At 66.4% G+C, this 20,174-nt stretch carries 23 protein-coding genes; 16 read left to right on the top strand and 7 right to left on the bottom strand.

The window, feature by feature from the left end:
* Positions 1–16: 16 nt before the first annotated feature.
* Positions 17–262, bottom strand: coding sequence for a hypothetical protein (locus HV681_RS02095; RefSeq protein ID WP_175121487.1), 246 nt, complete (start codon positions 260–262; stop codon positions 17–19).
* Between the two features lie 236 nt (positions 263–498).
* Here HV681_RS02095 and ppk2 point away from each other — a divergent pair, with 236 nt between their 5' ends.
* Both ppk2 and HV681_RS02085 read left to right on the top strand, forming a co-directional pair.
* Positions 499–1,320: a polyphosphate kinase 2 gene (gene ppk2 / locus HV681_RS02090; protein WP_175121486.1), complete on the top strand. Its 822-nt coding sequence runs from the start codon at positions 499–501 to the stop codon at positions 1,318–1,320.
* 17 nt (positions 1,321–1,337) lie between these two features.
* Entirely contained in the window at positions 1,338–1,592 is a 255-nt protein-coding gene (locus HV681_RS02085) for an RNA-binding protein (protein ID WP_175121485.1), read from the top strand.
* Between the two features lie 37 nt (positions 1,593–1,629).
* On the opposite strand, the gene HV681_RS02080 is transcribed toward HV681_RS02085, so the two are convergent.
* The 5 genes from HV681_RS02080 to HV681_RS02060 all read right to left on the bottom strand — a co-directional run bounded on the left by HV681_RS02080 (position 1,630) and on the right by HV681_RS02060 (position 6,625).
* The gene (locus tag HV681_RS02080) at positions 1,630–1,827 is read right to left on the bottom strand and encodes a hypothetical protein (protein WP_175121484.1); all 198 of its coding nucleotides are present in this window, start codon (positions 1,825–1,827) and stop codon (positions 1,630–1,632) included.
* Positions 1,828–1,899: 72 nt separating this feature from the next.
* Positions 1,900–3,960: a TonB-dependent copper receptor gene (locus HV681_RS02075; RefSeq protein ID WP_175121483.1), complete on the bottom strand. Its 2,061-nt coding sequence runs from the start codon at positions 3,958–3,960 to the stop codon at positions 1,900–1,902.
* A 209-nt stretch (positions 3,961–4,169) separates the two neighbouring features.
* A complete protein-coding gene (locus tag HV681_RS02070) occupies positions 4,170–4,583 on the bottom strand; it encodes a DUF2946 family protein (protein ID WP_175121482.1) in 414 nt (137 codons plus the stop codon).
* A gap of 88 nt (positions 4,584–4,671) precedes the next feature.
* Positions 4,672–6,087: a PepSY-associated TM helix domain-containing protein gene (locus tag HV681_RS02065; RefSeq protein ID WP_175121481.1), complete on the bottom strand. Its 1,416-nt coding sequence runs from the start codon at positions 6,085–6,087 to the stop codon at positions 4,672–4,674.
* Positions 6,088–6,160: 73 nt separating this feature from the next.
* Positions 6,161–6,625 carry a DUF2946 family protein gene (locus tag HV681_RS02060; RefSeq protein ID WP_175121480.1) on the bottom strand — a complete coding sequence of 155 codons (465 nt, stop codon included), beginning with the start codon at positions 6,623–6,625 and terminating at the stop codon, positions 6,161–6,163.
* A 207-nt stretch (positions 6,626–6,832) separates the two neighbouring features.
* Between HV681_RS02060 and HV681_RS02055 the strand changes: the two genes are divergently transcribed.
* Genes HV681_RS02055 through HV681_RS02020 form a run of 8 tightly spaced genes read left to right on the top strand, consistent with a single transcriptional unit; the run spans position 6,833 to position 13,159 of the window.
* Positions 6,833–8,008 carry a PepSY-associated TM helix domain-containing protein gene (locus tag HV681_RS02055; RefSeq protein WP_175121479.1) on the top strand — a complete coding sequence of 392 codons (1,176 nt, stop codon included), beginning with the start codon at positions 6,833–6,835 and terminating at the stop codon, positions 8,006–8,008.
* The gene (locus HV681_RS02050) at positions 8,005–8,544 is read left to right on the top strand and encodes a PA2404 family protein (RefSeq protein WP_175121478.1); all 540 of its coding nucleotides are present in this window, start codon (positions 8,005–8,007) and stop codon (positions 8,542–8,544) included. Before HV681_RS02055 ends, HV681_RS02050 begins: the two co-directional genes overlap by 4 nt.
* Complete coding sequence (locus HV681_RS02045) at positions 8,541–8,867, top strand: hypothetical protein (RefSeq protein WP_175121477.1); 327 nt, start codon at positions 8,541–8,543, stop codon at positions 8,865–8,867. Before HV681_RS02050 ends, HV681_RS02045 begins: the two co-directional genes overlap by 4 nt.
* An 18-nt stretch (positions 8,868–8,885) precedes the next feature.
* A complete protein-coding gene (locus HV681_RS02040) occupies positions 8,886–9,494 on the top strand; it encodes a DUF6162 family protein (RefSeq protein WP_175121476.1) in 609 nt (202 codons plus the stop codon).
* Between the two features lie 44 nt (positions 9,495–9,538).
* Positions 9,539–10,492: a metal ABC transporter substrate-binding protein gene (locus HV681_RS02035; RefSeq protein WP_175121475.1), complete on the top strand. Its 954-nt coding sequence runs from the start codon at positions 9,539–9,541 to the stop codon at positions 10,490–10,492.
* Positions 10,489–11,259 (top strand): metal ABC transporter ATP-binding protein, encoded by a 771-nt coding sequence (locus tag HV681_RS02030; RefSeq protein ID WP_239213696.1) that lies wholly within the window; start codon positions 10,489–10,491, stop codon positions 11,257–11,259. The genes HV681_RS02035 and HV681_RS02030 overlap by 4 nt, the downstream gene beginning before the upstream one ends.
* Positions 11,256–12,161 (top strand): metal ABC transporter permease, encoded by a 906-nt coding sequence (locus tag HV681_RS02025; protein WP_175121474.1) that lies wholly within the window; start codon positions 11,256–11,258, stop codon positions 12,159–12,161. Before HV681_RS02030 ends, HV681_RS02025 begins: the two co-directional genes overlap by 4 nt.
* Entirely contained in the window at positions 12,158–13,159 is a 1,002-nt protein-coding gene (locus HV681_RS02020) for a metal ABC transporter solute-binding protein, Zn/Mn family (protein ID WP_175121473.1), read from the top strand. The genes HV681_RS02025 and HV681_RS02020 overlap by 4 nt, the downstream gene beginning before the upstream one ends.
* Before the next feature lie 25 nt (positions 13,160–13,184).
* Here the strand turns inward: HV681_RS02020 and HV681_RS02015 are convergent, their stop codons facing one another.
* Positions 13,185–14,144 carry a LysR substrate-binding domain-containing protein gene (locus HV681_RS02015; RefSeq protein WP_175121472.1) on the bottom strand — a complete coding sequence of 320 codons (960 nt, stop codon included), beginning with the start codon at positions 14,142–14,144 and terminating at the stop codon, positions 13,185–13,187.
* 142 nt (positions 14,145–14,286) lie between these two features.
* Between HV681_RS02015 and HV681_RS02010 the strand changes: the two genes are divergently transcribed.
* The 6 genes from HV681_RS02010 to HV681_RS01985 all read left to right on the top strand — a co-directional run bounded on the left by HV681_RS02010 (position 14,287) and on the right by HV681_RS01985 (position 20,157).
* Positions 14,287–15,309 carry a tripartite tricarboxylate transporter substrate binding protein gene (locus HV681_RS02010; protein ID WP_175121471.1) on the top strand — a complete coding sequence of 341 codons (1,023 nt, stop codon included), beginning with the start codon at positions 14,287–14,289 and terminating at the stop codon, positions 15,307–15,309.
* Positions 15,310–15,315: 6 nt separating this feature from the next.
* Positions 15,316–16,839, top strand: coding sequence for a UxaA family hydrolase (locus HV681_RS02005; RefSeq protein WP_175121470.1), 1,524 nt, complete (start codon positions 15,316–15,318; stop codon positions 16,837–16,839).
* A gap of 25 nt (positions 16,840–16,864) precedes the next feature.
* The gene (gene hpaI / locus HV681_RS02000; protein ID WP_175121469.1) at positions 16,865–17,671 is read left to right on the top strand and encodes a 4-hydroxy-2-oxoheptanedioate aldolase; all 807 of its coding nucleotides are present in this window, start codon (positions 16,865–16,867) and stop codon (positions 17,669–17,671) included.
* Between the two features lie 164 nt (positions 17,672–17,835).
* Positions 17,836–18,225 (top strand): hypothetical protein, encoded by a 390-nt coding sequence (locus HV681_RS01995; protein ID WP_175121468.1) that lies wholly within the window; start codon positions 17,836–17,838, stop codon positions 18,223–18,225.
* Between the two features lie 8 nt (positions 18,226–18,233).
* Entirely contained in the window at positions 18,234–18,455 is a 222-nt protein-coding gene (locus HV681_RS01990; RefSeq protein WP_056318016.1) for a YMGG-like glycine zipper-containing protein, read from the top strand.
* A gap of 229 nt (positions 18,456–18,684) precedes the next feature.
* A complete protein-coding gene (locus HV681_RS01985) occupies positions 18,685–20,157 on the top strand; it encodes a hypothetical protein (RefSeq protein ID WP_175121467.1) in 1,473 nt (490 codons plus the stop codon).
* Positions 20,158–20,174: the final 17 nt, after the last annotated feature.

The raw sequence follows: 20,174 nt of genomic DNA, 5'->3' as shown, positions 1-20,174 counted from the left end.
CGGGGTCTCTTGGTGTTCAGGACGTGCGTTGCGAGTCGGCGGGATCGGGATTGGATTCGGAGGCGTCCGATGGCTCCATGTCCTCGTTGCTGACTTCGTTGCCCTGCGTGTTCTCGCTGGCATCCGACGGCTTGACCGACGGCGCGCCGCCCGTACTCGGCGAGCCTGCCCCAGGCCGCACCGGCAGATCGTCGGGCGTCGAGGTCGCCTCTACGGCGTTGTCCTGGGAAGATGTCTGCCCAACGGAATGATCTGGTTCCATTTTCGTCACCTCAGGTTCGCTGCGGCCAGCGGAAACGTGGCCGTGGACCCCGACAGCAAATAACGTTCCCGAAACATTCGTCGGGTGACCACCACCCAATGGCGCGGCGGACTGCGGCACCATAATTCCATTGGTAACGCGCTCCCAAACCGCCTTGAATCGGCAATATATTCAGATCAAATGTGGCGCCCGCGTGCGCCGTTCATTCGTGGCAGGAAGACTTCCGGAGCGCGACGATGGGCGACAAGAAAAAGCAGAAGGACAATCCCGAGACCGCCGAGGCGGGCAAGCTTTCCAATAAGCAGTACGAAAGGGAACTGGCCCAACTTCACGTCGAGCTGGTCAAGCTGCAGCAATGGGTCGTCGATACGGGCGCCAAGGTCTGCATCGTGTTCGAAGGGCGCGACGGCGCCGGCAAAGGCGGCACGATCAAGGCGCTGACCGAGCGTGTCAGCCCCCGCGTCTTTCGCGTCGTGGCCTTGCCCGCCCCCACCGAGCGCGAAAAATCCCAGATGTACATGCAGCGCTACCTGCCACACCTGCCCGCGGCGGGCGAAGTCGTGATCTTCGACCGCAGCTGGTACAACCGGGCTGGCGTTGAGCGCGTGATGGGGTTTTGCAGCCAGGCGCAGGTCGACGCCTTTCTGAAAGCCGTGCCGCTGGTGGAACGCGTGATGATCGACTCCGGCATCCTGCTCTTCAAATACTGGCTGGAAGTCACCGAGGCGGAACAGACACGCCGCCTTCAGTCGCGCATCAACGATGCGCGCAAGACCTGGAAGCTGACGAAGATGGACCTGGATTCGTACAGCCGCTGGTACGACTACTCGCGTGCCCGGGACGAGATGTTCCGGGCGTCGGATACGTCGATCTCGCCCTGGTACGTCGGACGATCCGACGACAAGAAGCGAATCCGGCTGAACATCATTACCCACCTGCTGGAACACATTCCCTACACCGTCAGCGCCAGGGAAAAAATCACCCTGCCCAAACGACAGAAGCCCAAGGGCTACACGCAGCCGGAACATCCGTTCCGGTATGTGCCCGAAAAATTCTGACCTCTGGAGGTTGCGCCATGGCAGCGCTGCTCATCAATCAGGTGGAAGACACCACCAGCGACGAAGATGTCCGGGCGTTCCTGGTCAAGTACGGCTTTCCTTCGCCGGACGGCATGAAGCGCGTCCCCAGCGAAGGAAATCGTCCCGCCGTACTGGTCACGTTCGACGGCGTGACGGAGCCGGAGCTGCAAGCCCTGCTGCCCCGTATCCACCAGATGTTCTGGAAAAATCACACCATCTCGGCGCTGGTGATGCGGGCGCCGATCGCGTGACGGGCGCCGTCAGTGCGCGGCGCCCCGCCCTGGCGCCTTACCAAGCCGTGCGCGGCCGGTAGGTATCTTTTACATATTTGGCCAATTCGGCTTCGACCGTCGACATCAGGACGGCCGGCGGACGATCCGGGTGCAAAAGTTGCTGCGCCGCAGCAAGCGTTCGCAACGCGCAACGTTCGCCATTTGTCATCGGCTGGGGGGTGGACAAGGTGGGCGTGTACTTGAACTCTTCCATGATGCTTCTCCATAAGACAAGGAATGACCCTCACCCCCCTTTCAGCAAGTAGCGTGCCCAACCCCGTTTCGGTCAGTATCGGACGCTGACCCGAGCCCAGACGCTGCGGCCGGGTTCGTTCACCGCCGTGCCCGCCGGATAGCCAAATCCGGCATTCCCCGCCAGGTTCAGGTGTTCGCTGTAGGTCTTGTCGAACACGTTGTCCACGCCCAGCGACAACCGAACCTGCTTGTTCACGACGTAACCCGCATTAAGGGAAAACACGCCAAATCCGGCGCTGGGACCGAAATCCTTGCCCACGACGTTGCCTTCGTTCAGCGCGTAGCGTTTTTGCGGGGCGACGATGCGCCACAAGGCGCCCGCCGACCAGGTGCCGTCGTCATAGGCGGCGGTGAGCTTGGCCTCCAGCGGCGGAATCTGCGGCAGCGCGCGGCCGTCGCTGCGGTTCTGGCCCCAGGCGTAGGCCAATGTGGCGCCCACCTTCCAGCTCGGCGTCACGGCATAGGACGCGCCAAACTCCCCGCCAAAAATCCGGGCATCCACGTTCGTCGCCTGCGAGGTGGCCCCCATCATCCCGCCGGACGTGTAATTGAACAGAATGAAATCGTCCACGTACCCCGCATACCCCGAGAACCACGCATCCAGCGTTTCCGTCTTGTACTGGGCGCCAAAATCAAGCTGGGTCGTCTTTTCCGGCTTGACGCCCTGGAAGGCGTTGACCGAGCCGGCCGGACCGCGCTTGGGCGAGAACAGTTCCCAGTAGTCTGGGAACCGCTCCACATGACCCAGCCCGATATAGAGCGTGGCGGGCAGCGATTCCAGATCCTTTTCATAGCGCAGGAAGCCGCTGGGGAGCGTGTCGTTGCGCCGTTCGCCCGCCGTGGGGTTGGGCATGACCATCATCATGCCGCCGGTGGTCTGCCGGAAATCCTTGACGGACGCCCAGTCGACGCGGGCGCCGCCAATCACGCGGCTGTCCGGTGCGGCGCGCCAGGTCAATTCGCCAAAGACACCCGTATTGGAAAAATCGGCGTCCTTGACCCACGGCTGGCTGCGATAGGACATGGTGTCCGAGCCGCTGCGGGCGCGGTGGCGGCTTTGCTGGAAGTCCATCCCTGCCTCCAGGCTGGTGTCTTGCGACAGATTCCAGGTGCTGGCGACACGTCCGCCCCAGGTTGCGCGGTCCACGTCCGAGGCCATCGCCATCGCCATGGCGCTGGACGGGTCCGGCGCGCGCAGCGTGTAGTTGTCCATGACGTGGTCCGCGTAGTTGTAATAGAGCTGTGCCTCGACCTGACTCAGGACGGGCCCGAGGTTACGTTTTTCAAAGCGCAGTCCAAAACTTTCCCGCTTGAATTGCGAGCCGTCCATGCCGCGCCCGGCATATCGCGCCTCGCCGTCGCCCGTGCCGGCGGTCAGTTCATATAGCGTGTCCGCATCGGGCGTGAAGCCTAGCGTGACATCCGCGTTCCATTTGTCCCAGCGCGACGGCACGGTGTTGCCGTCGCCGTCCTTGTAGTCCTGCGAATGCGAGTGGTTGGCGGTGATCCGGGTGTAGACCTTTTCGTTGCCGATGGTCAGGTCCGCCGTCTGGTCGTTGCGCCCGAACGAGCCGCCGGTCAGGCTGCCGTCAAAACGCACGCCCGGCTCGGTGAACTGGGGTGTGTCGCGGTCGAAGCGGACGGTGCCGGCGGACGCGCCCGGCCCCCACAGCACTGTCTGCGGTCCCTTGATGACGATGAGCTGGTCGAAGTTCTCGGGCGAAATATAGGAACTGGGCGCGTCCATCCGCGACGGGCAGGCGCCGGGCATGGAGGTGCCGTTGGTCAAAATGTTCAGGCGGGAACCGAACATGCCGCGCAGCACCGGGTCGCCGTTGGTGCCGCCGTTCCGGATGGCCGAAAAGCCGGGAATGGTCTTCAGGTAGTCGGTGCCGTCACTGGCTGGCAGCGGCTGGCGCGGGAGCTTCGGATCGGTCGTGAAGGTCAGCGGCGCGCTGGGCGCCACGCCCATGATGACAACGGGATCGAGCGTGGTTACGCCGTCCTGGATGGGCTGCGCGGCGGCGGAAAATGTGGCGGCCACGGCGGCGGCCAGGCAGGTCATGCGGACGAATTGCGGTTGCTTACGCATAGGGAATCTGGATCAACTTGGAATCTGAGTCGGAATCTGCAATCGGGGCGTCGCCCCCGCGCGGACGGGCCATGCATGGGCGCGCCTCGGCGCCCGGGCCCTCAAACGGATCCGTGCCAAAAGCGGCGATATGAGCAGGCGCTAACCGGCGGCGCGGCCGTCAACCGTGGGCGCCGCGATGCAAACCGGTGATGCTGAGAGAGGTGCCGTCAGGCGACGGGTGGCGGCGCGCGCGGCTGCTGCTGCAGCCGGGCGTGCGCACTGGAGAAGTAAGAAACGTCGGCGGCTGGCGCCGTAGCAGGCTGCGCCAGCGTAGGCAGCAGCCAGGCAAGCAGCCACAGTCCGGGCAGCGTGGCGCCGCCCAACATGGCGCAGCCGGCGACGCAGCAATGCGGCATGGCGCCGCTGTGCTGCTCGGCGCCTTGCGTGGCGCCTTCGATGCCGATGGTGACAACGCGCGGCCCGCTGGCCGTGCAGATGATGGTGGTGGCGCCGGCGGCGCCCGACATACCGGCGGGACTTGGTGCGGCGAGTGCCGCAGAGGCAATCAGCGCCTGAAAGACGAACAGGGCCGCCGCGAACAGCGAAACCCATCGTCTGGCAGCAGTGGCGCTTGTGTACATCAAATCCCCTTGACGCCGCAGATGGTAGCGCGGTTCCGGCCCCGAATCCGGTCTGCCCGCGCCCATCTGCACTGCCCGTTGACGCATATCAAGCGCGTCTGGCGGCTACCCAGCGCAACACATCAATGACCAGGAATACGGCCAGGCTCACGCCCATCACCGGCAGGCTCCATCCCAGCGCCAGCGCGATGGCCGCCACGCCGATCCGTCCGGGCCAGGACAGCTCGCGCCAGGCGTGAGTCAGCGTCTGCCCTGTCGCGCCCGCGGCCGGACGGCGCAGCCACCACATCCGGTAGCCCAGCACGATCATCGTCGTCAGGGCGATGCCAATGGCGGCCATCAGGAGTTGATTGGGCCAGCCGAACAGGATGCCCATGTGCATGTCCACGCCCCAGCGGATCAGCTTGGCGATGAGCGGAAAGGTGTCGAAGTCGGCACGGCTGGTGATGGCATAGGTGGTCGGATCCACGGCGATGGTGTCGACCTGGGTGGGCCAGGAGCGGTCCACCTCGCGCACCAACCACGCCTGGCCAGCGCCGCGCGGCGGCCGGATTTCAAGCAGGCTGCTGTCGATGCCGCCCTGGCGCGCGGCCTGCAACACCCGGTCAAAGCCCGCCGGCACGGTGTCCGGCGCCGGCGACATGGCGGCGTGGTCATGCTGGTCGCCATGATGATGGGCATGCTCGCCGCCCTCGGGCATGGCTGCCATGGCGGGCATCCCGGCGTCGGGCAGTTTCAACGACACCGCCGGCGTGATCCACCCCAACTGCGCGCGCAATTGGTCCACGCGCGCACCGGCCCAGTTGGACCAGGTCAGCCCGGTGGCCGAGAAGAACACCAGGCCGATGCCGATCCACAACCCCAGCAGTCCATGCCAGCGCCGGGCGCGCAGGCGCGGGCTGCGGGCTTCCAACGTCTTGTCGCGCCCGCGCCGGGCAAACCACAGCACCAGACCGCCCAGCGTCGCAATCCAGAGCCACGACGCCGCCAGTTCGCTGTAGTTGCGGCCCAGGTCACCCAGCATCAGGTTGCGGTGCAGGTAGTCCAGCTTGGTCCGGAAAGGCAGCGTGCCGCTGGTGCCGTAGACGACCATGTCGCCCTGGATCTTCAGCGTGACGGGGTCCACAAATAGCGCGCGGGCTTCGGAATCGCCCATGCCGGGCTGCGTAAACATCACGCGCGTGGTTTCGCCGGGGCCGGGCGCGGGCCGGACGGCGAACAGGCGCGGACCCGGTCCGACTTGGCTTTGCGCTGCCTGGACCTGCGCCGCGAGGGGTTGCGCCGCGCCCGTGGAAGTGGTGCGCAACTGCTCGGCGTAGATGAGGTTTTCCAGTTGCGGGGTCAGCACGAACAGCGTGCCGGTCACGGCCGCGACCAGGATGAAGGGGCCGACGAACAGGCCTATATAGAAATGCAGCCGGGTGATCAGCGCGAGCAACGCGCTGCCGCTTGCCGCCCTCGGCCGCGTGGAGGCGGCCGGACTAACCAGGGTCTCGGTGGACATGATGATCTCGAAAACAACGGACGCCGCCTGCAGCAGGCGGCAATCGTGCGCTTGGCGCGCACGGCGACGGATGTCATCCGGTGATTCGAGGCGGAGCGCGCTGTCCCAGCGGCGGCCCGGCGGCCGGCATGGGCGGCCGCGGACTGTCGGTCAGTCGGGGCGCCTGCACCCACCAGCCGAGCAAGGCAGGAACCAGCGCGACGGTGGGCGGCACGAGCAACGCCGGGTGTGCGCTCAGCCCGAACGGACATTCCTGGCCGGCGCCCACGTGCTGGGAAGAATCGTGGTGCTCATGGTGGTCATGAGAGGAATCGGTGTGGGCAGTGTGCGCATCGGCCCTGCCCGACATGCCGGGAAACACCCCGCCGCCCGCGGCACAGAAGCCCAGTTCCAGGCGTCCCTGCTTCAGCGCCTGCGCGTCCGGCATGTATCCGACCGGCACGAACGCCCGCACCACCAGCAGAAGCAGCAGCAACAGCCGCACGAGGGTGGCGGCGCAGACTGGACGGGAGGACGGACAGGACGATCGGGCGGGCATGCGGGATTTCCGGGCGACGGCCGATTCCGTCGCCAAGCCGGCATTTTAAACATCGGGCCGTCAATTCCGGATGCTTTGCGCCGGCGCGGCGCGCCGGAGCAAAGGGGCGACTAAGACAATTGAGAACTATTATTGCTAGAATTCCGCCTGACGCCTCCCTTAAATGGGGACCAGGCAACCCTCTTCTGTCTACCGGATAGCTTTTGAATGGCCAAGCCATCGCGCTCCAAATTATGGTTTCTCGTCCACAGTTGGCTGGCCTTGCCAATCTGGATTTTCCTTTTCTTCATCTGTGCGACCGGGACCATCGCCGTCATCAGCCAGGAAATCGTCTGGCTCATCAACCCCGCCGTTCGCGCCCAGGCGCCCGATGCCGATACGCCCCGCATGGGCTACCAGGCCCTGATGGACTCCATCGCCAAACAGGAACCCGAAGCGTCGGTTCAGCGCCTGTCCTGGCCTGAGGAATCGCAGTTTGCCCTGACGGCCGCCGTGGGTTATCCGGGCGCACGCTTCACCTCGATCTACGTCAACCCGTACACCGGCCACGTGCAAGGTCCGGCCTTGAACTTCGACCTGCGCCAATTCATGCGCGCGCTGCACGGCTGGCTGCTGATCCCGTTCAACAATGGCTATAGCTGGGGCTGGTATCTGGTCTCGCTGTTGTCGATTCCGATGCTGCTGTCGCTGATCACCGGACTGGTGGTCTACAAGCGGTTCTGGCGCGCCTATTTCCAGAAGCCGCGTCTGCGCGTCGGCCAGGGCGCTCGCATTTTCTGGGGCGACTTCCACCGCCTGTCGGGTCTGTGGTCGGTTTGGTTCATCCTGCTGATTTCGGTCAGCGCGATCTGGTTCCTGGCGCAGGCGATCCTGTCCGATACGGCGACCACCATTTCGACCCAGGGCGTGCCGGCTGTCGTAGCCCGCGATCAGGTGCCCACCGTCGCCGCCGGCGAAACCGTCAAACGCCTGCCGCTCGACGAGATCGTTGCCATTGCCGAGCGCGAACTGCCCGGCCTGGAAACGCAGCACGTCTTCTTCCCCGGCAACGCGTATGACCCGATCACCATCTCGGGCCGCGGCGCGTACCCGCTGATGTTCCAGTACGCCAAGATCAATCCGTACAACGGCGCGGTCGAGGAAGTGCGCCGCCTGTCCGACCGCAACGGCCTGGAGTTCTTCACCGAATCCATGCGGCCGCTGCATACCGGCGACTTCGGCGGCTTCTGGCTGAAGCTGGTGTGGTTCCTGTTTGGCCTCCTGCTGACCATGATGTCGCTCAGCGGCCTCCTGATCTGGACCAAGCGCACCGCGCAAGCCACTGCCAAAGCCCTGCGCCCTGCCCGCGCAGACCGTACCGCCGCTCGCGAGGTGACCGAATGAGCAAGACCGCCACCCTGGACGCCGCCGCGGCCAAACCCAGTTTCTGGCGCCGCTGGCGCTTCCACCTGAGCGCGCTGCTGCTCATCCTGCCCATCATTTACGTCCCGAAGTATTTCGACAACCTGGCGCTGTCGCGCGGGCTGATGGGGCTGGGCCAGCGCCCCGCGGGCGAGCTGGACGTGGGTCCCTGGAAGTTGAAGTTTGCCGAGTGGAAGGTCGAGCCGCCCCAGTCCGACCCCGCCGGCATGGTCAAGACCTTCACCATGGCCCAGTGCGAAGGCTGCAAGGATCAGATCCGCGCGGTCTACGTGCGCGTGGGCAAACCGCGCAGCCTGCGTGCCGCAGGTTCGATTTTCTTTGGCAGCCCGCACCGGGCCTTTGCCACCGTGCCGATCCCGCCGCGCACCGCCCCGGACGCCGAGCTCTGGGTCACCGCGGAAGGCTGGGACGGTTCGGTGCACCAGGCGGCCTGGCCGCTTGCCATGGCCTCCCCCGCCACCGTCGAGTGGCTGAAGAAACAAGGAGCATCCCGATGAATGCAATTTTCGCTAACGGCCTTCGCGCTGCCCTGCTGGGCGCGCTGCTGAGCGCCAGCGCCACCGCCCTGGCGCACAACCCCATGGCCGAATGCAAGGCCGATGGCAAGGAACAGATCCAGTGCACCGGCGGATTCTCCGACGGCAGCGGCGCCGCCGGCGTCACCATGGACGTGATCTCGTACGATGAACAGATCATCGTGCCGGGCAAGCTGGATGCCGATTCCAAGATGTCGTTCAAGCGGCCCAACGGCGAGTTCTACGTGCTGTTCGACGCGGGCCCCGGCCACGTCGTTGAAATCGACCACGTCGACATCCAGTAAGCCCCGGCCCTTCGCAGCATGCATACACAAGTCATCCGACCCGCGGGCGCCGGACACGAGACGCTGGCGGTGCTGGGCGCCTGCCTGGTCATCGTCGCGGCCGCCGCAGGTTACATCGGCCTGCGTGAAGCGCCGCCCGAAAGCGCGCCGCTCGCCGCCACCCAGATCGATGCGCGGCGCGACCTGACGCCCGCCGAACAAGGCATTTACGCCGACCTGCGCGTCGCCTACGAGGAAATCGGCTTCGCGCTGCAGGCCGGCGAGCCGCTGCCTTCGGTTGAAGAACTGGCCGCGCAGGGGCTGCCGCCGTTTGTGGCGGACAACAGCACCGCCGTGCGCGGTGGACACGCCTGGCGGCTCCAACGCCAGAGCGGTAAGGCGCTATACGTGGGCCAGACGGCCGACGTTGCGCTGGCCGGATCATTCCTGCTGCGCACCGAAGACGGCCACGCCAAGGACGGCCATGGTCATGACCATGGCGCGGACGCCCAAGCCGATGTCTGGCTGGCCCGCGATGCCGCGGCCCGCGTGCCCGCTGCCACCGACGACGCCGCGCTGGCCGCCGCGGGCTGGCGCCAGGTCGTCGCTCAGTTCGACGCCGGCGTGACCCGCCAGAACAAGCCCTGACCGGGCCCCTCCCCCTTCGTCTTCCGACACGAGCCTACGGATTTATGTCTGCCTTTTCGTCTTTCTCACAGCTCCTGCGCCGCTGCGCCGCGCCGATCGCCGCGCTGGCGCTGCTGGCCGGCGCCTTCGCCGCGCCCGCCCACGCCGAAGAGGCCAAGCGCCTGAAGATCGGCGTGACGCTGCATCCCTATTACAGCTACGTCGCCAACATCGTGGGCGACAAGGCCGAGGTCGTGCCGCTGATTCCGGTGGGCTTCAATCCGCACGCCTACGAGCCGCGTGCCGAAGACATCAAGCGCATCGGCACCCTGGATGTCGTGGTGCTCAACGGCATCGGCCATGACGACTTTGCGGACCGCATGATCGCCGCCAGCGAAACGCCGAAGATCCCCGTGATCGAAGCGAACGCGCAGGTGCCGCTGCTGGCGGCCGTGGGCATGGCCGCACGCGGCGGCGGCGATTCCGGCAAGGTCGTGAATCCGCACACGTTCCTGTCGATCACCGCCTCGATCGCCCAGATCAACACCATTGCACGCGAACTGGGCCGTATCGACCCGGCCAACGCGCAGACCTACACCGCCAATGCACGCGCCTATGGCCAGCGTCTGCGCAAGCTGCGCGCCGACGCCCTTGGCCAGCTTGCAAAAGCGCCCAACGCGGACCTGCGCGTGGCCACGATCCATGGCGCCTACGACTACCTCTTGCGAGAGTTCGGCCTGGAAGTCACTGCGGTCGTGGAACCGGCGCACGGCATCGAGCCCAGCCCCGCGCAGCTCAAGGGCACCATCGAGCAATTGCGCGCGGCGGACGTCAAGGTGATCTTCTCCGAGCTGAACTTCCCGTCCGCGTATGTCGAGACGATCCAGCGCGAGACCGGCGTGAAGCTGTATGCGCTGTCGCACATCTCGTATGGCGAATACAGCCCCGAGCAGTTCGAAAAAGAAATGAAGCAGAACCTGGCCACCGTGGTGCGCGCCATCGAAGAGGCCGGCGCGTGACCGGCCCCGTGACAGCTCACCCGGGCGGCGCAATGGGTCCCACGCTGACCTTCGACCACATCTCCCTGACGCTCGGCCGTACCGACATCCTCAGCGACGTCGCCTTTACCGTTGCGGCAGGCAGCGTGCATGCGCTGGTCGGCCCCAACGGCGGCGGCAAGAGTTCGCTGGTCAAGACGCTGCTGGGCCAGATGCCGCATCGCGGCAAGCTCAGCGTGGCGTGGCCGGGCGACCGGGCGGGCGTCATCGGCTACATCCCCCAGGCCCTTGAGTTCGATCGTGGCCTGCCCATGACCGTCAACGATTTCATGGCCGCGATGTGCCAGCGCAAACCTGCGTTCCTTGGCCTGTCGCGCGCGAAATCGAAAGAAATCGGCGACGCGCTGGAACGCGTTGGCATGCAGGACAAGCGCAACCGCCGCATGGGCGCGCTGTCGGGCGGCGAGCGCCAGCGCGTGCTGCTGGCCCAGGGCCTGGTGCCCAGCCCGTCGATGGTGGTGCTGGACGAACCCATGTCGGCGCTGGACGAAGCCGGCGTGCGCGTGTTTGAAGAACTGCTGGACAGTTGGCGCGCGCAGCGCGTGACCGTGCTGTGGATCGAACACGACCTCGAGGCCGTTGGCCGCCTGGCCGATCGCGTCACCGGCCTGAACCGCCAGGTGCTTTGCGACGGCCCGCCCGCGCAGGTGCTGACGCCCGACCGCCTGCTTGCGCTCTTTTCAACCCGGCCGCGCGTTGGCAATCAGCCGCAGGAGCGCGCCGCATGAACGCCTTTTTCGACAACCTGCGCCAGCTCATTCAGAGCGCGGCGGAATCCGGCGTGTTGCCGGAATCGCTGGCCTTCGGCTTCGTCATCAACGCCCTGCTTGCGGGCCTGATCATCGGACCGGTGTTGGGCGGCCTGGGCACGCTGGTCGTGGTCAAGCGCTTTGCGTTCTTCTCGGAAGCCGTTGGCCATGCCGCGCTGACCGGCGTCGCAATCGGCATCCTGCTGGGCGAGCCCTACACCGGGCCGTATGGCAGCCTGTTCAGCTATTGCCTCATCTTCGGCATCCTGCTCAATTTCCTCAGCAATCGCACGCGCCTCACGCCCGACACGCTGATTGGCGTGTTCCTGTCGGTGTCGCTGGCGCTGGGCGCAAGCCTGTTGCTCGTGCTGTCAGGCCGCATCAACATCCACATCCTGGAAAACGTGCTGTTCGGCTCGGTGCTTACCGTCAACAGCAACGACCTGTCGGTTCTGACGTGCGTGGCGATCCTGGCGCTGGCGCTGGCCCTGCCCAACTACAACCGGCTGATGCTGGCGAGCTTCAATCCGCAGCTGGCCGCCGTGCGCGGCGTGCCTGTCAAGGCCATGGACTACCTGTTCGTGATCCTGGTGACGCTGGTCACGGTGGCCTCGGTCAAGGTGATCGGCGCCATTCTGGTCGGCGCCCTGCTGGTGATTCCGGCGGCTGCGGCGCGGATGCTGGCGCAGTCGCTCAAGGGCTTTTTCACGATGTCGGTGCTGTTCGCGCTGTTCAGCACACTGGCCGGCATCATGTTGCCGATCGAGCTGGAACTGCCGATCCCATCCGGCGCGGCCATCATTCTGGTCGCGGGTGTTTTGTTTGCGATCTCGGCCCTGGCACGCGGCCTGGTCCCCGGCCTGAAAGGAAATGCAGCATGAGTTTGAAGTCAGTCACCCTGCGCCGCGCCGCCCTGGCCGTGGCATTGGCATCCGCGCTGGGCGCCGCCGTCACGGCGCAGGCCCAGGAAGCGGCCAAATCCGGCCGCGCCGCGCGCGCCGCGCAGCCTGAAGCCACGGCCGCCGCCACGGGCAGCGTCACCGTGCTGGCCGCGCATCCCGTCGTGTTTGCGCTGACCGACAGCCTGGCCAAAGGCAGCACCATCCGTGTGGAGCGCGCCGCGCCCGCCAACCTGCCCGCCACCCGCCTCACGTCGTATTTCAGCGGGCGCGGCGGCGCTGCGCTGCAAAAGGCCGCCGCATCGGCGGACGCCGCGGTCGGCCTGCGCTCCATCTGGCCCGACGATCCGCTCTACGCCAACGCGCGGCGCACCAACATCCGCATCGTCGAAATCGACGCCGCCCGCCCGCTCGATGGTGCGCTGAACGGCATTGCCCTGCAAAGCGACACGCGCCCCGGCGGACAGTTTGCCGCCTACCCGTGGCTCAGCATCGTCAACCTGGGACGCATGGCCGACATCGTCGCCGCCGATCTGGGGCGCCTGTCCCCGTCCGACGACAAGCGCATCGCCGAGAACCTGGCGCAGATCAAGCGCACGCTGGTCGAATTGAACGCCAGCAGCCAGGCCGGATTGGCTCAGGCTGAGAACGTGGCCGTCGTCAGCCTATCCGAGCGCCTGCCCTACCTGATTGCCGAGTTCAATCTGGATTTGATCGACACGAACGCGCGCGACGACAAGGACTGGACACCTGAGACGCTGGCGGCGCTGACCGCCACTCTCAAGGACAACGGCGCGGCCGCCGCGCTGCTGCACCGCGAGCCCACGCCGGAACTGCGCCAGGCCATCGAAGCCGGCGGCGCCAAGGCCGTCGTGCTGGCCACCGACGGGGCCGATCCCGTTGCCGACCTGCAGGCCAACGCCAAGCTGCTCCTGCAGGCGCTGGCGCCCGCCGCAGCCCAGACCACCGCCGCGAAGTAAAGCCCATCGCGGGAACGGCGCCGGCCTAACCGGCGCCGTTTGCCGCATCAGCCATCAGCGCCGTTGCCTCGCCCTTCAGGCATTCGATGAGGTGCGCGCTGGCCGCAGGCAACCGGGCTTCACGCAAGGTGATGATGCCGACCGGCGGCAACGCCAAGTCCAACGGCACGTCCAGGATCCGGCACAGGCCCTGGCGCTCGAAACTGCGGGCGGCCGACTTCGCCAGAAATCCCACCGCATTGCGCTCACGAATGAAAGTCAGCGTAGACAGGTAGGACGACGTTTCCATCAGATCGGACGACGGTTGCAGGCCGCGATGATGGAACTGCTGCTCCAGCTTTACCCGCAATGACGCCCACGGTGGCGGCATCACGCAAGGCAACGCCGCCAGATCCGCCCACCCCGGTGCGCTGCGGCCTGCCACGTCGCTGCCGGGCGCCGCCACCACTACCATCGGCTCTTCGAACAACGCTTCGGCATGCAGATCGGGCGCGGCGTAGCCTGGCTCCAGCCTTCCCACGAACAGATCCAGTTCGCCCAGCCGCAATTTGGGCAGCAGATGGGTCAGGTCGCCCTCTTCGATCAGGACGGTTGCGCGCGCCGACCGCAGCTTCAAGGCATGCACGGCCCGCGCCAGCAGCACCGGCAACGCGACCGCCATCGCCCCCACCCGCGTCTTGCCGGCCGCGCCGCTTGCGGCGGCGTCGATCTCATCACGCGTGCGCGCGTACTGCGCCAGCACGCCGCGCGCAAAGCGCACCACTGCAGCGCCCGCGTCGGTGGGCTCCGTGCCGCGCACGGACCGCGCAAACAGCGCGAGACCCAGCATGGACTCCACCTCCGACAGCATGCGCGACACCGCCGGCTGGCTGACCGCCATGAACTCGGCCGTGCGCCCCAAATGCCGGAACTCGTCCAGCGCCACCACCAATTGGAGGTGACGCAGCTTCAGGTTTGAGCGGAACACGCGGTCCAGGTGCGCCATACCAACGTCCTTACATATCAGACTTGTTATCTATCGATGCGGCAATTCTATTGGATAGTTATATATAAGCTCACGAGAATAGATCCGGGCGGCCTTGTAGCCTTGAGGGTGCTCACAAAAATAATCACATCGGAGACAAACCATGAGGCACATCCCCACCCCTGACCGGGACCGGCGCAGGTTCCTGGCGGGCGCCGCCTGTCTGGGCGCCATGGCTGGCGCCGGCGCGGCCGGCCTGCTGGCTCCCGGCCTGGCACGCGCCGCGGACTATCCGCAGCGCGCCATCACCTTCATCTGCCCCTGGCCCGTCGGCGGCACCGCGGACCAGTCCATGCGCGCGCTCTGCCAAGTAGCGTCGGGCGTGCTCGGCCAGTCCATCGTGGTGGAGAACCGCGCGGGCGCCTCGGGCATGATCGGCACGAAGTCGCTGTCGCAGGCGCAGCCCGACGGCTACAACATCGGCCAGATTCCCATTTCGGTGGCGCGTTTCTCGCAATTGGGACTGTTGCAGCTTGATCCGCGCAGCGAGCTGACTTATTTGGCCCGTACGTCGGGCCAGACCTTCGGCATCGCAGTGCTTGCCAGCTCGCCGTTCAAGACGTTGCAGGAGGTCGTGGCTTACGCAAAGGCCAATCCCGGCAAGCTGACATACGGCCACGCCGGCATCGGCGGCGCGACGCATGTGGGCATGGAAGAGTTCGCCATGACAGCCGGCGTGCGTTTCAATGCGATTGCCTACAAGGGCGGCGCGGCCGCTTTGCAGGATGTGCTGGGCGGGCAGATCGATCTGCTGGCGGATTCAAGCTCGTGGGCGCCGCATGTCGAGGCAGGCAAGCTGCGGCTTCTGGCGACCTGGGGCGAGTCGCGCGCCTCGCGTTTCAAGGAGGCGCCCACCCTGAAAGAACTGGGCTACGACGTCGTGGTCGAGGCCCCCAACGGCATCGGCGCGCCCAAGGGCCTGGACCCCGCCGTCGAGCGCAAGCTGCGCGAGGCCTTCCGCACTGCGGTCAAGAGCGACGCCTTCAAGCAGGTGGCCGACCGCATCGATGCGCCGGTGATGTACCTGGACGGACCGGATTACCAGGCTTATGTGGCGTCGGTCTATGCGCAGGAGACCGCGCTGATCGCGCGCCTGAAACTGAAAGAAATGCTGCAGAAAGGCTGATCCCCGGTGACTTCCAATCCCTTGATCCGGCTGCACGCCAACGACAATGTGCTGGTCGCCCGGGAGGCCCTGGCCTTGGGCATGCCTATCCCGGCGCTGGGCCTGCGGGTACGCGCGCAGGTGCCGGGCGGCCACAAGATTGCGGCCTGCCGGATTCCGGCAGGCACGCCCGTGCGCAAGTACGACGCGATCATCGGCGTGGCCGCGCGCGATATCGAAGCCGGCGAGCACGTGCATGCACACAATCTTGCGCTCGCCGACTTCGAGCGGGATCCGGGCTTCTGCCGCGATGTGCGGCCGGTCGACATCCTGCCCGAGGCCGAACGCGCGACGTTTCAGGGCTACGTTCGGGGGGATGGCCGGGTGGGCACGCGCAATTTCATCGGCATCCTCGCGTCGGTGAACTGTTCCGCGACGGTCATCCACCACATCGCGCAGCACTTCACGCCCGAACGCCTTGCCGCGTTTCCCAACGTGGACGGCGTAGTGGCGTTCGCGCAGACGAGCGGTTGCGGCATGTCGTCGCCCAGCGAGCATTTCGACGTCCTGCGACGCACGCTGGCCGGCTACGCGCGGCACCCGAACCTGGCCGGCGTGCTGATCGTAGGGCTGGGCTGCGAACGCAATCAGGTGTCGGCGCTGATCGAATCGCAGGATCTGGCCGGGGACGCGCGGGTGCGTACGCTCGTGATGCAGGACACGGGCGGCACCCGGGCCACGATCGAGGCCGGCATCCGGGCCATCAACGAGATGCTGCCGCTGGCCGATGCCGCGCGCCGCAGCCCCGTGCCGGCAAGCCACCTCAAGATCGGTCTGGAATGCGGCGGATCGGACGGCTACTCCGCCATCACGGCCAATCCTGCGCTGGGTGCAGCCATGGACATCCTGGTGCGGCACGGCGGCACGGCGATCCTGTCCGAAACCCCGGAGATCCACGGGGTGGAATACCTGCTGACCCGCCGCGCCGTCACGCCGGAAGTGGGCCAGAAACTGCTGGACCGGCTGGCCTGGTGGGAAAGGTACACGGCCGGACACAACGCGCAGTTCAACGGCGTCGTCGGCCACGGCAACCAGCAAGGCGGCCTGGCCAACATTTTCGAGAAATCGCTGGGGTCCGCCATGAAAGGCGGCACGACGCCGCTGCAGGCCGTGTATGAATATGCCGAGCCCATCGACCGCGCAGGCCTGGTTTTCATGGATTCGCCCGGCTACGACCCCGTCGCCGTCACCGGCCAGATCGCCAGCGGCGCCAACCTGATCTGCTTCACGACAGGCCGCGGGTCGATGTTCGGCTCCAAGCCCGCGCCCACGCTCAAACTTGCCAGCAACAGCAGCATGTATGCGCGCCTGGTGGAAGACATGGACATCAATTGCGGCGCGGTGCTCGATGGCGAGGTAGACATCGCACAGATGGGACAACGCATCTTCGACCATATCCTGCGCGCGGCCTCCGGCGCGCCGACCAAGAGCGAAGCACTGGGCCTGGGCAACCATGAATTCGTGCCCTGGCATCTGGGCATCGTCAGCTGACCCGTCATTTCAGGAACCTTCTCGCATGCCCGCACACAATCCTTTCAAGACGGCCCTTGCCGCGCGCCAGGCCCAGGTCGGCCTGTGGCTCTCGATGGCCGACCCCTATCTGGCCGAGGTTTCCGCCACGGCAGGCTTCGATTGGCTGCTGATCGACGGCGAGCACGCACCGAACGACCTGCGCGGCACCCTGGCCGCCCTGCAGAGCGTCGCGCCCTACCGCGCCCAGCCCGTGGTGCGCGTGGTGGCCGGAGACACCGCACTCATCAAGCAGATGCTGGACATCGGCGCGAAGAACCTGCTGGTGCCGATGGTCGACACCGCCGATCAAGCCCGCGCCCTGGTGGCCGCGACCCGCTATCCGCCGCAAGGCATACGCGGCGTGGGCAGCGCCGTGGGGCGCGCATCTCGCTGGAGCGCCCGTCAGGACTACCTGGAAATCGCCGACGACGAGATCTGCCTGCTGGTGCAGGCGGAAACGGTGCAGGCGCTGTCGAACCTGGAGGCGATCTGCGAGTTGCCCGGCGTGGATGGCGTGTTCATCGGGCCGGCCGATCTGGCCGCGTCCATGGGGTATCGGGGGCGGCCCGGGCATCCGGACGTGCAAAGCGCCATCGAGCGCGCCATGCAAGTCATCATCGAACACGGCAAAGCAGCCGGCACCCTGACATCGGACCCCGCGCTGGCGCGCCGTTACCTGGAACTGGGCTGCACCTTCGTGGCGGTAGGCGTTGACGTGCTGCTTTACGCAAATAGCGCCCGCCGGCTGGCGGCAAGCTTCTCTTGCGCGGACCCGAACGCCGCGGCGCCCGCCCCGTCCGCCGCCTATTGAGCATCCCGAAGCGGCCGATCCGTCCTGTAATCCGGTCTTGCATGACCACGCATTCAGGCATAAATTGATCGGTACCGCTTTTCGATCGGTCATCTCGATCCCCCCGCCCGAATCGCGCGCGAAGGTTGTTTTCTATCTTTTGTTCCCCCAACAGGAGCGATGCGATGCGAGTAAAACACCTGCTTGGCCCAGCGACCGTAGCCCTCTCGATGCTTGTCGGGTCGGCTGTCACGGCCGCCCCCTCGGACCCCGCCCCGATCATCACCGGCAAGCACTGGACCGATTCCGACGCCAACCTCAAGAAGGCCTATCTGCTGGGCGTGGCCAATGCGCTTGAGGTTGAACGCGCCTATCAGCAACGCCGGGCCGTGCCGGATACCCAGACGCTGGTGCCCAAGTTCTCCGCGGGCCTTCAGAACCAGACGCTGGACTCGGTGCGCGAGACCATCGACCGCTGGTATGCCGCCAATCCGGGCCAATTGGATCGCCCCGTCATGGAGACGATCTGGTTTGAGATCGTCGTGCCTGCCACCAAGACGAAACGCACCCCCTAGGAGCCGCCATGAAGACTATCCGCACGATAGGCCTGGCCATTGCGATGGCATCGCTGGCCGCATGCACCAACATGACCAAGGAACAGCAAGGCACCGTCACGGGTGGCTTGATGGGCGCCGCGGCGGGCGCCGGCATTGCCGCCATCGCGGGGGGCAGTGCCTGGACCGGGGCCGCCATTGGCGGTGCAGCCGGCGGTATCGCCGGCAACATCCGCGGCGCGAACCAGTAGACAACGCAATCCCGACCTGACCCGTCACCCCGAACGCCGGCTCGCGTGCAAACGCCAGCCGGCGTTCTTGCGTCTGGGGTCTGCCTGCACGTCCGCGTCCCTGCCTGCACCCCGCCCGCCGCCTTCGTCATCCACGTTCGCGCCGCCCATCGCCACAGCTACCCGCTGCGGCCATAGACTGATACGCTTTGCGCCGCGACTTCACCCGGGCGATGCGGATGTTTCTTTCATGATGTACCTGCTGTGGTCCCTGCCGGCGCTGACCGTGATCGCCGCGATCGCGAGCGGGCGCGTCAACACGACCATCGCCGCCGCGCTGGGCCTGCTGGCGGCGCTGCCCATCGCCCTGCTCGCCGCGCCCGCGCCGTTCTCGCTGGCGCAACTGGCCGTTGCCCTGGAACGCGGACTCTGGATCGGCTGGATCATCACCCCCTACATCCTCGGCGGCCTGCTGTTCTGGCAGATGGCGGCGCAGGGCGGCATGAGCAAGGGCGCGGCAGGCAATCCGCCGGACGCCATGCGTCTCGAACCCCTCGCACGGCGCCGGCTGCTCTTCTTCGCCTGTTTCCTGGTCGGCCCGTTTGCCGAGTCCGCCACGGGCTTCGGTGTGGGCATGCTGGGAACGGTGATGCTGATCCGCCCGCTGGGCCTGAAGCCGCGCGAGACCATGGTGTTCGCGCTGCTCAGCCAGACGCTGATCCCGTGGGGCGCGATGGGAAGCGGCACGTTGCTGGCCTCGGCCTACGCGCGGGTGCCGGCCACGCAGCTTGCTCTTTACAGCATGGTGCCCGTGGCGCTGCTGATGGGGGTGTGGCTGGCGTTGTACTGGCGCACTGCCGCACGCGCGGCGCTGTCCGCGCCTGCGGCCGAACTGGGGCGTGAAGCGGGCTGGATGGCCGCGAGCCTGGCCTTGCTGACGGCAGCGACCGCACTGCTGGGACCGGAAACGGCGCTGCTGGCTGCCTATGGTCCGCTGATCGTGCTGCGCTTCCTGGCGGACCGAAGGCCCGATCGCGGGCAAGCGCTGGACGCCGCACGCCGCGCCCTGCCCTACATCGCCCTCATCGCCTGGCTGGTGGCTACGCGGCTCGTCCCCGGCCTGAATCGCGGCCTTGCCGGCGTGGCCGATTTCAAGCCTTATGCGGACCTGCCGGCCTGGATGCCTTTTCTGCACGCCGGAAGCTGGCTGATCGCGGGCGCGGTAGCCATGGCCGCCTGGCAACGCCACCCGGGCGCGCTGCGGGCTCAGGCACGCGCCGCGTGGATGACAGGACGTCATGCCGTCATGTCCGTCTTTCTGTTTGCAATGATGGCCGAGGTACTCGCGGGCGCGGGCATTTCCCGGGCGTATGCCGATGGATTATTCTCGAGCCTGCGCGACTGGACTATCCTGATCACGCCGCTTCTGGCCGGCGCGTTCGGCATTCTGGCCAACAGCGGCAATGCGCCGAACAGCCTGTTCATGTCTTCCCAGCTATCATTAGCGCTTCAGGCCGGTCTGAACGTGCCCGCGGCCGCCGCGCTGCTGCACGTCTCGGGCACGTCGATGGGGATTTTTTCGCCGGTCCGGATGTCGATTGCGGCCGGTTTGGCGCATGGACGGGGGCAAGAACGCGGCGTGTATGTTCTACTACTGCCGTTTGCCCTGGCCGCGTTCGGCATCCTGCTGTCGCTGGCGCTGCTCGTGGTCATCTCCGGGTAGAAGTTTTCAGGGCTGCT

It is taken from the genome of Achromobacter animicus (assembly GCF_902859585.1).
GTDB classification, from domain to species: Bacteria; Pseudomonadota; Gammaproteobacteria; order Burkholderiales; family Burkholderiaceae_B; genus Achromobacter; species Achromobacter animicus.
The sequence above is the reverse complement of the archived record's forward strand: the minus strand, read 5'-3'. Positions and strand labels throughout refer to the sequence as shown.

What these genes read in the sequence shown, in the direction of transcription:
- HV681_RS01985 (WP_175121467.1), top strand. Translation starts at nt 18,685, where the DNA reads ATGATGTACCTGCTGTGGTCCCTGCCGGCGCTGACCGTGATCGCCGCG.
- HV681_RS02025 (WP_175121474.1), top strand. Translation starts at nt 11,256, where the DNA reads ATGAACGCCTTTTTCGACAACCTGCGCCAGCTCATTCAGAGCGCGGCG.
- hpaI (WP_175121469.1), top strand. Translation starts at nt 16,865, where the DNA reads ATGCCCGCACACAATCCTTTCAAGACGGCCCTTGCCGCGCGCCAGGCC.
- HV681_RS02020 (WP_175121473.1), top strand. Translation starts at nt 12,158, where the DNA reads ATGAGTTTGAAGTCAGTCACCCTGCGCCGCGCCGCCCTGGCCGTGGCA.
- HV681_RS02050 (WP_175121478.1), top strand. Translation starts at nt 8,005, where the DNA reads ATGAGCAAGACCGCCACCCTGGACGCCGCCGCGGCCAAACCCAGTTTC.
- HV681_RS02080 (WP_175121484.1), bottom strand. Translation starts at nt 1,827, where the DNA reads ATGGAAGAGTTCAAGTACACGCCCACCTTGTCCACCCCCCAGCCGATG.
- HV681_RS02055 (WP_175121479.1), top strand. Translation starts at nt 6,833, where the DNA reads ATGGCCAAGCCATCGCGCTCCAAATTATGGTTTCTCGTCCACAGTTGG.
- HV681_RS02035 (WP_175121475.1), top strand. Translation starts at nt 9,539, where the DNA reads ATGTCTGCCTTTTCGTCTTTCTCACAGCTCCTGCGCCGCTGCGCCGCG.
- HV681_RS02085 (WP_175121485.1), top strand. Translation starts at nt 1,338, where the DNA reads ATGGCAGCGCTGCTCATCAATCAGGTGGAAGACACCACCAGCGACGAA.
- HV681_RS02095 (WP_175121487.1), bottom strand. Translation starts at nt 262, where the DNA reads ATGGAACCAGATCATTCCGTTGGGCAGACATCTTCCCAGGACAACGCC.
- HV681_RS02010 (WP_175121471.1), top strand. Translation starts at nt 14,287, where the DNA reads ATGAGGCACATCCCCACCCCTGACCGGGACCGGCGCAGGTTCCTGGCG.
- HV681_RS02065 (WP_175121481.1), bottom strand. Translation starts at nt 6,087, where the DNA reads ATGTCCACCGAGACCCTGGTTAGTCCGGCCGCCTCCACGCGGCCGAGG.
- HV681_RS02070 (WP_175121482.1), bottom strand. Translation starts at nt 4,583, where the DNA reads ATGTACACAAGCGCCACTGCTGCCAGACGATGGGTTTCGCTGTTCGCG.
- HV681_RS01990 (WP_056318016.1), top strand. Translation starts at nt 18,234, where the DNA reads ATGAAGACTATCCGCACGATAGGCCTGGCCATTGCGATGGCATCGCTG.
- HV681_RS02040 (WP_175121476.1), top strand. Translation starts at nt 8,886, where the DNA reads ATGCATACACAAGTCATCCGACCCGCGGGCGCCGGACACGAGACGCTG.
- HV681_RS02045 (WP_175121477.1), top strand. Translation starts at nt 8,541, where the DNA reads ATGAATGCAATTTTCGCTAACGGCCTTCGCGCTGCCCTGCTGGGCGCG.
- ppk2 (WP_175121486.1), top strand. Translation starts at nt 499, where the DNA reads ATGGGCGACAAGAAAAAGCAGAAGGACAATCCCGAGACCGCCGAGGCG.
- HV681_RS01995 (WP_175121468.1), top strand. Translation starts at nt 17,836, where the DNA reads ATGCGAGTAAAACACCTGCTTGGCCCAGCGACCGTAGCCCTCTCGATG.
- HV681_RS02060 (WP_175121480.1), bottom strand. Translation starts at nt 6,625, where the DNA reads ATGCCCGCCCGATCGTCCTGTCCGTCCTCCCGTCCAGTCTGCGCCGCC.
- HV681_RS02015 (WP_175121472.1), bottom strand. Translation starts at nt 14,144, where the DNA reads ATGGCGCACCTGGACCGCGTGTTCCGCTCAAACCTGAAGCTGCGTCAC.
- HV681_RS02075 (WP_175121483.1), bottom strand. Translation starts at nt 3,960, where the DNA reads ATGCGTAAGCAACCGCAATTCGTCCGCATGACCTGCCTGGCCGCCGCC.